The organism is Halobacillus litoralis (assembly GCF_009856445.1).
Classification (GTDB): domain Bacteria; phylum Bacillota; class Bacilli; order Bacillales; family Halobacillaceae; genus Halobacillus; species Halobacillus litoralis.
On record NZ_WMFA01000004.1, the window covers coordinates 172,723 to 185,201 of the forward strand.

The 12,479-nt window shown below is 39.7% G+C and carries 11 protein-coding genes; 10 read left to right on the forward strand and 1 reads right to left on the reverse strand.

Annotated elements, in window-relative coordinates; translation table 11 throughout:
* Positions 1 to 289: 289 nt before the first annotated feature.
* From GLW00_RS12845 to GLW00_RS12890, 10 genes are all read left to right on the forward strand, one after another.
* Positions 290 to 1,294 carry an ester cyclase gene (locus GLW00_RS12845; RefSeq protein WP_160914663.1) on the forward strand — a complete coding sequence of 335 codons (1,005 nt, stop codon included), beginning with the start codon at positions 290 to 292 and terminating at the stop codon, positions 1,292 to 1,294.
* A 43-nt stretch (positions 1,295 to 1,337) separates the two neighbouring features.
* A complete protein-coding gene (locus GLW00_RS12850) occupies positions 1,338 to 2,927 on the forward strand; it encodes a sodium:solute symporter family transporter (RefSeq protein WP_160914665.1) in 1,590 nt (529 codons plus the stop codon).
* Positions 2,928 to 2,994: 67 nt separating this feature from the next.
* Positions 2,995 to 4,014, forward strand: coding sequence for a LacI family DNA-binding transcriptional regulator (locus tag GLW00_RS12855; protein WP_160914667.1), 1,020 nt, complete (start codon positions 2,995 to 2,997; stop codon positions 4,012 to 4,014).
* Between the two features lie 23 nt (positions 4,015 to 4,037).
* Positions 4,038 to 4,802 (forward strand): SDR family NAD(P)-dependent oxidoreductase, encoded by a 765-nt coding sequence (locus tag GLW00_RS12860; protein WP_160914669.1) that lies wholly within the window; start codon positions 4,038 to 4,040, stop codon positions 4,800 to 4,802.
* Between the two features lie 50 nt (positions 4,803 to 4,852).
* On the forward strand, positions 4,853 to 6,013 hold the full coding sequence (locus GLW00_RS12865) for an ester cyclase (protein ID WP_202412490.1): 1,161 nt from the start codon (positions 4,853 to 4,855) through the stop codon (positions 6,011 to 6,013).
* Between the two features lie 48 nt (positions 6,014 to 6,061).
* On the forward strand, positions 6,062 to 7,261 hold the full coding sequence (locus GLW00_RS12870) for an iron-containing alcohol dehydrogenase (protein WP_160914671.1): 1,200 nt from the start codon (positions 6,062 to 6,064) through the stop codon (positions 7,259 to 7,261).
* Between the two features lie 13 nt (positions 7,262 to 7,274).
* Complete coding sequence (locus GLW00_RS12875; protein ID WP_335808477.1) at positions 7,275 to 8,708, forward strand: aldehyde dehydrogenase family protein; 1,434 nt, start codon at positions 7,275 to 7,277, stop codon at positions 8,706 to 8,708.
* 87 nt (positions 8,709 to 8,795) lie between these two features.
* On the forward strand, positions 8,796 to 9,419 hold the full coding sequence (locus GLW00_RS12880) for a cupin domain-containing protein (RefSeq protein ID WP_160914673.1): 624 nt from the start codon (positions 8,796 to 8,798) through the stop codon (positions 9,417 to 9,419).
* Entirely contained in the window at positions 9,419 to 10,147 is a 729-nt protein-coding gene (locus tag GLW00_RS12885; protein WP_160914675.1) for an alpha/beta fold hydrolase, read from the forward strand. Before GLW00_RS12880 ends, GLW00_RS12885 begins: the two co-directional genes overlap by 1 nt.
* Positions 10,144 to 10,902, forward strand: a complete 759-nt coding sequence (locus tag GLW00_RS12890) for an HpcH/HpaI aldolase family protein (RefSeq protein WP_160914677.1) — start codon at positions 10,144 to 10,146, stop codon at positions 10,900 to 10,902. The genes GLW00_RS12885 and GLW00_RS12890 overlap by 4 nt, the downstream gene beginning before the upstream one ends.
* Before the next feature lie 351 nt (positions 10,903 to 11,253).
* On the opposite strand, the gene GLW00_RS12895 is transcribed toward GLW00_RS12890, so the two are convergent.
* Complete coding sequence (locus GLW00_RS12895; RefSeq protein ID WP_160914679.1) at positions 11,254 to 12,186, reverse strand: hypothetical protein; 933 nt, start codon at positions 12,184 to 12,186, stop codon at positions 11,254 to 11,256.
* Positions 12,187 to 12,479 lie beyond the last annotated feature (293 nt).

The following is a 12,479-nucleotide window of genomic DNA, read 5'->3' on the forward strand; positions in this document are numbered from 1 at the left end:
GATGGCCAGTGTGATGTTAACTATATTCTAGAGTAAAACCAAACTCAATAGTGGCTAAATATTTAGAAAATTAAAAAATATCCTTTACTATTGGATTTTTTTTCTTTATAATTCTCAGTAACTCATAAAGGAAGGGGGAACCTCCAAAATCGTTCGAAAATCTTTTTTTATGAATTTTTGAATGCGGATTCAATAATTCATAATGTATAAGACTTACTTTAAGGATTATCTTTTTGTCTGTTTTGAATGCGGATTCAAAATTTAAAAATTTAGATAAGGTAGTGGTTAAATGGAATCTGTACATTTGAAAAATAAGAAAATGATTCATGAACTTTCATCAAAGTTGTACTACTCAAATAATGATAGTATCGCTGAGGACATTAAGGATTATTATCATGAGGATGCAGTCCTTTACGGTTTTCATCCTATTAACAAAGTAGAGGGTATTGAGCAGATCATAAACACTTTCTACAAACCATTAGTTAGTTCTTTTCCAGATTTGAAAAAAGACTCCTATATTCTCATGGCAGGAGAGTACCAAGAGAATAAATGGGTCACTGCCACCGGAAACTTTGTCGGAACATTTGTAAATGATTGGCTGGATATTCCTGCTAGTCAACATGCGACGTGGATAAGGTTTGGTGAGTTCCATAAAATCAAGGATGGAAAAATTATTGAAACAAGATTATTAATCGATATGCTTGATGTTATGAGACAAGCGGGGTTCAAGTTCATTCCAACATTAGCTCCTGAAATTAACGTACCCGGCCCTTCTACATACGATGGACTTTTGTTGAAAGTAGATGATACTCATGAGAGAGCGAAATCTCTCCAACTGGTAGAGGATATGATCTTTAAAGGTCTCAGGAAAGCAACCTCCGGCTTAGAAAAGCAGGGATTGGAAGCATTTTGGAAAGAGGACTTTATGTGGTATGGACCTGGAGGAATAGGGTCGACTAAGGGAATAAAGGGATTCAAAGATTACCATCAAGGACCTTTCGTCAAAGCGCTGCCGGACCGTGTGGGTGGGCACAATCATGCGTCAAGGTTTGCTGATGGAACTTATATCGCTTCAACGGGGTGGCCTAGTGTGGAAGCGACACACACGGGCGCGGGATGGTTGGGAATACCAGCCCCAAACAAAAAAGTGACGATGAGAGTTATGGATTGGTGGAGGAGAGAAGATGATTTACTAGCAGAAAACTGGGTCTTGATAGACATTGTAGAATACTTGCTTCAGTTAGATATTGATATTTTCGATAGGCTTAGAAAAAGACAATACCTTATCAGGTGAAGGTAATAGATCTTGAATAATACAGGAGAGTGATGGTGATCACATGCATCCAATTGATATAACGATTATTGTAGCTTATATGGCAGGATTAATAGTTATGGGCTACATGCTAGGGAAGGGAAATAAATCACAGAAAGATTATTTCATTGGTGGCAGATCCGTAGCAACTCTACCGATCGCTTTATCGATTGCTGCTACTACGATGAGTGCTAATGGGTTTATTGGAGGCCCAGGGTGGGCCTATACGTCAGGTATGATTGCTTTTATGTTGAATTACAGTATCCCTATTGTCATGATCATTACGTTGTCCGTATTTCTGCCATTCTTCTACAACTTGGATGTTACGTCTATCTATGAATATATTGAAATGAGGCTTGGCGGGATCAGCCGCATGTTGGCGGTTTTTGGATTTGTTGTATCGAATATCATTCAGGTTGGATCATTTCTTTTTATACCTTCTTTAATCATCCAGCAATTTACGGGGTGGTCCTTGTCTGTGGTGGTTCCTATCGTCGTCGTCGTATCAATCATATATACGCTTCTTGGCGGGATAAAAGCAGTCATTTGGACCGATGCGATACAAATGATTGTCCTATGGGGAGGACTCATTGTGACCATGGGGATTATCATCGCTAACCTGGAGGTGGGTTTCTTTGAAGCCCTTGGTGAAGCTAAGGAAGATGGAAAGCTTGCAGCGCTTGATTTCTCTTTGGATGTCCAACTCGAAAACGGGTTTTGGGTGGCGCTAATTGGTGGTACATTCTTGTGGTTGAAATATTATGCTACAGACCAAACCCAAACACAGCGCATGTTTGCTGCCAAATCCGTCACTGAAGTGAAGAAGTCCATTTGTATCAGTGGTTTTGTTATGAATATTATGTATTTTGTGTTTATGTTAATTGGTGTGTTGTTGTTTATCACGATGGATGGTCGTTCATTCGAGAATTCCAACAATGTTATGATCACCTTCATAGCTTCCAATATTCCTGTTGGTGTTCTTGGACTCATGATAGCTGGGGTTTTTGCAGCTGCCATGTCAAGTATTGACTCTGTACTGAACTCTGTCACAACGGTGTTCATAAAAGATGTGTATGAAAAATTCATTACAAAAGGCGAAGAGGCTTCGCTTAAAGTTTCTATGATTTTCACATTGGTTTTTGGATTATTGCTGATTGTCTTCACGTTATTGGCTTTCGGGGACACGACAGCTTCGATCCTCCAAGTAGTCGGAAGTTATCTTTCCTACTTCTCTGGTTCAATTCTTGCTATGTTCCTGCTTGGAATGTTGACGAAGAAAGCAAATGATAAAGGGGTAGCTATCGGTTTTGTAGTTGGGATCATTCTAACAGCCTATATAGGCAAGATGGGAATTGTGAACTGGTTATGGAATTACCCTATTGGCTGTGCTTTTACACTAATCATTGGTTACACAGCAAGTTTTCTTTTCAAAACAGAAAAAGTGGGCTCCGAAGAATTCACAATCCTTGGTCAAAGAGCAAAGCTCAAGGCAGAGGGTCGAACCGAAGATCAGGAAGGAACGTCTATTTTACCTGGTGCCATCGACAAGTACACTTACATTTTATTAGGATTCTTTATCGCTCAAACGGTCTTTCTACTCCTAATTCAGTTATAATGAAAGAAGACTGAATGTTCTAATATTAAAAAAGATGAAATGTATATAATAGAAGGGATTTTAAAAAATGAAAGATCGTATTAGTGCTTATGATGTTGCTGAAAAAGCTGGAGTATCACAATCGACTGTTTCAAGAGTATTGAACAACTATCCTTTTATGAAAGAAACAACCAGGCAAAAGGTCCTGACCGCCATTGAGGAATTAGGATTCACTAGAGATGAAATTGCCAGAAGTTTGGCAAGCAAGAAAACGAGAACCATTGGTTTGATTCTTGGAGATATTACGAACCCATTTTTTTCAGAGTCGGCAAAAGTAATTACAAGGAAAGCGCAGGAAATGGATTATAACGTTATCCTTTGTAATACCAATCATAGTGAGGAAAACTTGAATAAGTACATTCAGACACTGATGGGAAAACGTGTAGACGGCATCATTATTGCCTCAGCAGATAAGGATAATCAAAAAATCAAAGAACTTTACGATAAAGGGTTTCCTATCATTCTTTACAACAGCATTATGGAGCATGATCATGCTAACTACATTGCTGTCAATAACTATAAAGGGGCTCAGCTTGCTGTTGAACACCTTTACCATTTTAACCACCGGGAAATCAGTTACATTGCAGGTCCTTCTAAATATGTAACGACACATCTGCGTAATTTAGGATTTAAAGATGCCCTTGATAAATTTGGTTTGAAAATGAATGACAAGTTCATATATGATCGTGAATTTTCTTATGATGAAGTTTATCTGTTTGCGAAGAATCTATTAAACCAACAGAGTAGGCCTACTAGTTTTTTTGCATCTTCTGACCAAATGGCGCTGGCCGTTTTAGATGCTGCTGCCAGTGAAGGTATTTCAGTACCTGATCAACTTTCCGTTATCGGATTCGATGATATTGATCTTGCCAAGAACCAATTCATAGGACTGACAACCATCACTCAACCTAAAGAGAAAATGGCGATGTTAACTCTAGAAAAACTCGTGTCTTTAATTGAAGAGAAAGAACACGTGGATGCTCCAATACAGATTGTGTTAGAACCTGAGCTTATTTCTAGAAAAACGACAGGCGTATACAAACCATAATTAAAGAGGAAAGGAGTGAAATGATGACTGACTATTTCTCTGATATAAAAGGAAAGCAAGTCATTGTCACCGGTGGAAGTAAAGGAATTGGAAGAGATATAGCTATCGAGTTCGCTAAACTCGGTGCTTCTGTTGTCATTACAGGAAGGGATGAGAATGCCTTACTAGAGACTAAGAATGAACTGATGAAGTTTAGCTCACCGCATTATTATATCAAGTCTGATATAAGAGAAGTCACAGATGTTATTCAGATGGTAGATGAAGCTGCTGGGCTCATGGGAGGTATTGATATCCTCGTAAATAATGCAGGTGTGAACTTGCCAAAGTCAGCGTTTGAAGTGACAGAAGAAGACTGGGATTCCATGATTGACACGAATTTGAAAGGCAGTTTTTTCTGCTCTCAGCAGGCCGGTCGGTACATGCTTAAGCAGAAGAGAGGGAAGATCATCAACATTGTTTCACAGATGGCTTTTGTCGGTTATTTCAAACGAGCGCCATATTGTGCTAGTAAAGGCGGGGCTGTACAACTAACAAAATCTTTGGCTGTGGAATGGGCCTCTCAAAATATTAATGTGAATGCAGTGGCTCCTACATTTATTGAAACAGAATTGACCAAACAGATGTTGGAGGAGCCTTCATTCCGAGAAGATGTCATCAATAGAATTCCTATAGGGAAACTTGCACGACCTCAGGACGTGACGGGAGCTGTGATCTACTTGGCATCGAATATGGCCGATTTTATTACAGGTGAAACGATAAAAGTAGATGGAGGCTGGACGGCAATTTAAATGTGTATCCAATTTTGAATGCGGATTCAAAAATCAGAAGGAGCGTCTTTATGGAAAGTACAGAAAATGAGTTGAATCATGAAACAAACTTAAGTCATGACCGCGTTTATTATGGCGACACAAGTGAAGTGAATCCAGTCGGGTACGCGGATTATAATGAGTATTCTCAGAATAAAGAGAAAAAGCAGAGCATGAAAGGGTTCGATGAGAAATATTCGGATTTTGTAGATTATATCTTGAAAATCACTCATAACATCTGGGAGGAAAAAGGCATTGGCGTGATTTATGACACGTATCACAGTAATGTCGTTATGCATACGGGTACCATTAATATTCATGGGATTAATGAAGTGGTATCCGGAACTTTACAAACCTTGCACGCTTTCCCTGACAGAAGATTGCTGGGAGAAAACGTTGTTTGGTCGGGGAATGACCAAGAAGGTTTTTACTCTTCCCATCGTATTGCATCAAAAGCTACGAATCTTGGAGATTCATCCTTTGGGCCTTCAACAGGGAAAAAAGCATTCTTCCGGACGATCGTGGATTGCTTCGTACATTCCAACCGAATCATTGAAGAATGGTTGGTCAGGGATAACCTTTATATTGTTCAGCAGCTAGATCTTGATCCTGTTGCAGTCGCAAAGCAATTGGCTGAAAAAACGAAGAATAAAAAAGCCTCATTGCAAACAAGGTTTGGGGTAAATGAAACAATGGAAGGCCAGTACATGCCGACCGCCTATATACCTAAACATGATGAGTTTGAAATCGGAGATTTTATTCTGGAACTCTATAACCACATATGGGAGCGGAGGCTATTCAACAAGGTCAAAGATTTTTATATGGATCATTCGACCGTCCACTATATTTGTGACAAGGACTTGATTGGTACCCAACAAATACAAGGGATGCTTGTGAGTTTATTTGCATCATTTCCAAATGCCAAGTTCATCGTGGAAAGAGTGACTTGTAACGAACTCTCTGATGAAAAATGGGATGTGGCGGTCAGATGGAGGATGATGGGACTTCATGAGGGGATTGGATATTTTGGAGAGCCTAGTGGAAACCATGTGGAAATCCCAGGCATTAGTCATCTGAAAGTATATAACCAGAAGGTGGTGGAAGAATGGATTACCTTTGACGGCTTAGATGTACTACGGCAGGTGCACATGGATTCAGAGGATGATCATTTCCATTCAGAAGAAAGTGAGTAAACATGTATTGTTTTTTGAATGCGGATTCAAATACTAGGAGGGGATGAAATGTCAATGCAAACAACCCAACCACAAGTGAAAACGGAAGACTTTCAGGATTTTTTCATGCCGGGGTATGTACGGTTCGGAGTGAATGCCAACCTCACTCTTGCAGAAGAAGTGACGAAACTAGATGCCCGTAAAATCACCATTATCAGCGATAAAGGGTTGGAAAAAGTAGGAGTTGTACAGAAAGTTTTGGATCTACTCGCACCTCTAGACAAAGATATCACTACATTCACTGATATCTCAGGGGAGCCAAGTTTTGATCTGCTTGCTCATTCGATTGATTGGGTGAGAAGGTATGAAAGCGACATGATTATCGGTATCGGAGGGGGAAGTGCTCTGGACGTAGCTAAAGCGACGGCAGCACTGGCGCATGAGGAGGAACTGTCCTTGTGCTTCAGCGGGCAAAAACCCATAGAGACACGAAGCGTTAAATGCATTTTGTTACCGACGACTTCTGGCACAGGTTCAGAGGTCACGATGAACGCTATCTTCGGTGATGAAGAACAGGAAGTTAAACGAGGGTTAGTGAGTCAAAGTTTGTTACCTGACGTAGCCATTGTTGATCCTGTCCTCACTTTATCTTGCCCTCCAAAAGTGACAGCCGCTTCAGGTGTGGATGCTTTCACGCATGCTCTAGAATCGTATGTCGCTGAGCGGGCGACTCCAATGACGAAAATGTATGCAGAAAAAGCGATGAAATTATTCGCTGCCAATATTCCGAAAGCCGTTCATAACGGAAAAGATTTAGATGCGCGAAAAGAGATGAGCTGGGTTAGTCTACTTGCTGGTGTTTCCTTAGCTAATGCAGGAGTGGGTGCGGTCCATGCTCTGGCCTACCCACTAGGTGGAAAGTGCCATGTAGAACACGGGGTGGCGAATGCGCTACTCATGCCGTTTGTATTCGATGTGATCGGGCAGTCCTGCATGGAAGAAATGGTAGAAGTGTCTTCATTTTTGCATCTGGGTGATTTTACAAACCATCCCCATCAAGCAAAAGGTGCGGTTGTCCATTACCTTTATGAGTTGTTAGAAACATTAAACCTCCCTACCTCCTTATCAGAGCTTGGGATTCAAGAAGAAGATCTTCCGTTACTTGCAAAACAAGCATCAAAAGTAGATCGCCTTCTTTCGAATACGCCTTATGAACTATCAGAAAATCAAATATTAAAAATCTATGAAAATGCCTATCGTGGCCAATAAAGGAGTAGATGATTTGCAGAATAAGACCATAAAAAAGTCATTGTTTCTCAATGGCAGTTGGCAGGAAGCAAATGAATATTATGAATTGACATCTCCATACAGTGAAGAATTGCTAGGATATATCCCATTGGCCTCTGAAAACGAGGTAAAACAAGCGATTATGGCAGCAGATGATGCTGCGAGTCAAATCAAGAAGTTGACCGCGTTAGAAAGGGCGAACATTCTCGAGAAAGTGTCTTCTCTTTTTGAAAAGCATGCAGAGGAAGCCGCTTCTATACTGGCTAAGGAATGTGCCAAGCCGTTGAAAGCTGCAAGGGGCGAAGTGGGCCGAACCATTGAAACTTACAAATTTGCTGCAGAAGAAGCAAAGCGTATTCATGGGGAAACCATTCCTATGGATGCAGCCAAAAGTGGACGTGGACGGTTTGGTTATACCGTTCGTGAACCTGTGGGTGTGGTTGCAGCCATCACACCTTTCAATTTTCCTTTCAACCTTGTTGCTCATAAACTTGGACCAGCTATTGCCGCGGGAAATCCAGTAGTTTTGAAACCAGCAAAACAAACCCCTCTAAGTGCTTTGTTCACAGCGGACCTTTTTCAACAAGCTGGTTTGCCGGATGGTGCATTGAATGTTGTTACTGGAAAAGGCAGTGAGATTGGGGATTTGCTTGTGAAGCATGACAAAGTGAAATACATCACTTTCACTGGCAGTTATGAAGTAGGTCTTAGTATTAGAGAGAAAGCAAAGCTGAAAAAAGTGACGCTGGAGCTCGGGTCCAATTCAGCTGTAATCATTGATAGTACAGAAGATCTTGTGGGAGCTGCTAAGCGTTGTGTGGAAGGTGCTTTTGCCTATTCTGGTCAAGTATGTATTTCTGTTCAACGTATTTACGTACAAGAAGCGCTTTATGAAGATTTCATCGAAAGTTTTGTTAACGAAACAAAACAACTGGTATTGGGAGATCCCCTTTCAGAGGAAACCGACCTTTCTTCTCTTATACATCCCAATGAAACGGTACGGATAGAAGAATGGCTGGAAGAAGCTGTTCAATCGGGAGCTTCCATTGTTGAAGGGGGGAAACGATCGGGGAATATGTTGATGCCGACCGTCTTCACAGAGACGGATCAGAATTCCCTAGTCAATTGTAAAGAAGCTTTTGCTCCTATTGTAACGATTACAAAATATAAAGAGTTGGATGAAGCGATCTCTCTAGTGAACGATTCAGAATATGGTCTTCAAGCGGGCATCTACACAGAATCTGTTAATAAAGCGTTTGAGGTAGCTGAAAAGTTTGAGGTTGGTGGCGTGATGGTCAATGATGTTCCGACATTCAGGGTAGACCAAATGCCGTATGGAGGAGTGAAAAACAGCGGAACAGGACGTGAAGGGATCAAGTATTCTATCGAAGAGATGACAGAAATGAAACTCATCACATTTAAATTATAAAAAAGTAATTCCTCTCTGCAGTTAGGGTGGGGAGTAGCCTCAGTAGAAATAAAACAATGAATCATAGAATCGGAAAGGAAGGATTGTATGGAAAATCAACAGCCGAAAGTAAAAAAATCCGTAACTAATGAGGAAATGGAGAAAAACTGGATTGTTCGCTTTGATGAGTTAAAATCAAAATCAATTCCTTTAATGTTTATAGACAGCATCATCCCTGGACACCAACGATTGAATTATGCCTTAATCGGTGATACAGCCAGTGAAAACGACAAATATTCTCCGGAAATTACAGAACCCCATGGTTTTCAAATTGGAATGGTGAAGGCGCCGCCTGGAAATGGACCAGCCTTTCATAGCCACGATTATATTGAGGCCTTTGTTCCATTGACTGGAAAGTGGCGTTTTTATTGGGGAGATGGTCCAGAAGAAATAGAAGGGGAAACGATTATTGATGAATGGGATATGATTTCTTTACCTCCAGGGTTATGGAGAGGATTTGAAAATATCAGCGAGGAAGATGCTTGGTGCTTTGCTGTCTTAGAACAACACAAAGTGTATGACGGGAAAGATCCATACTGGGCGCCCGAAATCATTAAGCAAGCCTCGGAATATGGATTCCATGCCGATGAAAAAGGAAAAATGATTAAACCTGATAATTTTGAAGAATTAGAGAAACAAATAGCTGAAAAACTTCGGTCTGGAGAAAGGTAATGGTTCATAAAACCCCATTACTCCTTCTTCCAGGCACCTTATGTGATGAACGTTTATGGAAGCATCAACTAGCAAGCCTTGACGACATTGCAAATATGACTGTCATTGACCTTACGGGAGCTACGTCTATAAAGGAGCTGGCTCACTCTGTACTGGAAGGAGCTCCAGATACTTTTGCGCTTGCTGGATTATCATTAGGGGGCATCGTAGCGATGGAAGTCGTCCGTCAAGCACCAGAGCGCGTCAGCAAAATTGCTCTTCTTCATTCGAATCCATATGCCCCCCGACCTGAGCAATTGGAAACATGGGATCACCTCGAGCACTTGGTGGAACAAGGAAGGTTTATGGAAGTCTTTAAAGAAAAATTATTGCCTAATTTGATTCATCCCAATCGACAACAGGATGAGAGGTTAGTCTCCACCATAGTAAGCATGGCAGAAAAGATTGGGCCTGAGGCCTATATCCGCCAGCTTAAAGCCGTTGCTACAAGATCAGATGCGAGACAGAACTTGGAGCAGTTACAGTGCGACACTCTTTTATTGACAGGGAGGCAAGATAACGTGTGTCCCCCGGCTTTTCATGAAGAAATGGAACAATTAATACCAAACTCTACCTTGAAAGTCATTGATCAATGCGGCCATTTGAGCAGTTTAGAGCAGCCGGAGGCAGTTAGCGGAGCTTTACGTGCCTGGTTATTAGAAACACCCGAAGGGAGGAATGACTTTTGAAGAATCCGCTGAAAGAAAAATTGGAGAATGGTAAAAGTGTATTAGGTAGCTTTTTAGGGATCTATTCTCCCCCTCTAGTAGAGATGATCGGGTATGCAGGCTATGATTTTGTTGTTATTGATGATGAACACGGCGCATTCAGCACAACTGAATTGGAAGATATGATTCGTACCGCTGATTCCGTTGACCTTGTGCCAATCGTTCGTGTTTCCTATGATCAATCGAGTATACAGAAGGCATTAGACCGCGGGGCATTAGGTATCCAAGTACCGATGATCAACACGAAAGAAGAGGCAGAAGAAGCAGTACAAAAAGCAAAATATCCTCCCAAAGGACGGAGAGGAGCAGCGTATTCACATCGCGCTGCTCACTATGGAAAAGAAAAAGGGAAAAAGTTTTTAGACGAATCAGATGAAGAAATTTTAGTCATTCCTCACATCGAAACTTTAGAAGCGGCAGAAAATTTTCATGAAATTTTCAATGTCGAAGGGATCGATTTCCCTTTTATTGGAACCACAGACTTGTCAGTCAATATGGGTTATAAAGAGGAAGGACCAAATCACCCGGAAGTTAGGAAAGTTGTAGACAGGATTTACATGAAAGCCAAAGAGCGAAATATTAAAATAGGTACGGTTGCTAATGATGCGATTGGAGCTAACAATGCCTATGATAAAGGGGCTTCTTATGTAGGGATTGTCGCCATAAATGTAATTACAAATGCTTTAGGAGATGTTTTGCAATCAAGTAAAGGATAGATACATTTTCACTGTGAATTGGAATCAAATTCTCTTTTATCATCTGATTTTGGCTGGCTGTATGCCAGCCTTTTTCTTTTCCCTCAGATACGGCCTTCCCATTTTAGTTATAATCTTTATAAATAAGCTCTAGTTGATTCAAAACGTTTTTGGTTGTTTACGATCTTCACAGTCGGTTCAGCACCCCCTTCTTGTTTTTTTACTCGGTTAGCTTCCTATTTAAACCACTAAAAATGGTGCAGGATTGCTTTACTCACCAAAAAAAGTACCTGCCCTCCCACTGCGCTACAGTGCTAACGAGGTGGGGGTCAGGCAATTTCTTAAATAATATATGACTAATTAGTATTAAGATTATGATTCTTTCTTGACATAGTCAGTAACTTTTTCACCAGAAACAGTAAACCCTGATGAAACATATTTATCAATATACTCTAAGTATTTTTTCATTTGTTGATTTTCTCCCTCTTTGATTCTCTGTTCTACCGCATCAATTGCCTTAATGAAATTTTCATCCAAATATTTAAAATTAAAATACTTTGGGTCGTTTTGATTAATTATTAAAACACCCATACTATTGAGGGTTAAGGCTATTCCATTAAATCTACCGGATAATAGGTCATCATTTTTCTCATTAAGTATATAGTAATTTACAAATACTACATATTCTCCTAGTCTTAGGGCTTGTTTCTTAGAGTGATGTTTTCTTACCGCAATAATATATAAGACATCGATATTTGAAAATGATGATAGAAACTTTTCAAGGTATTCTTGTGTATAATTTGCTTTTACAATTTCCTTATTCTCTTTTTCAGTGGGTAGTGGTTGAAAGTTCGGCTCAGTTTCGCTGCTTTCTAATATCCTTGTTAAAGAATCAATTCTTTCATATATTTCTTCTCGCATTGAATCAAACTTTGGATGAAGCTCTTCAAATGTGTTCAATTGCTTATCAAAAGTGTTTAACCTTGTATCAATTTGATTTATGAAGTCTTTATAATCTGTCACATCTTTCAATTCATTAGTGATATTTTCAATCTTATCAGCAGAATCATCTAATTTACTTTGGGTATTAGCGAATCCTTGAGATTGGAAGAAACTATATATGATTGCTACTACTGCCAATAGTATTGAAGTGATAGTTCCCGCAAAACCTATATAATTAACTATCTTGTCATCGTCAGCTAAATTGAATGTAAATGCATTTATTACGAATAATGCTGCTATTCCAACTCCATACTTTAAATGAAGTTTAATATAATTTGCTTCAGTGTACTTCTCTTTAGTCATAAATACCTCCATTAACTTTAGGTTTCATTCCTTTTTGAACCCGGTGTGAGAGTAAGGCAAACAGTGAAAAGTCTTAAATAGATCTATCCTAACTTTTATTTCAATATCATTTAGCTAATATAAGCAATAATGATCGAAACTTACTAGACGTAATTTAGTAATTTAATGACTATTTGGTACTAAGTTAATTCCTTTTACGAACTCGTTCATTTAATGTATAAATTAATCTGAAATAGTCCTTTAATGCAAAACACAATATAAATCTTATATAAATTATCACATAGAGAAAAAGC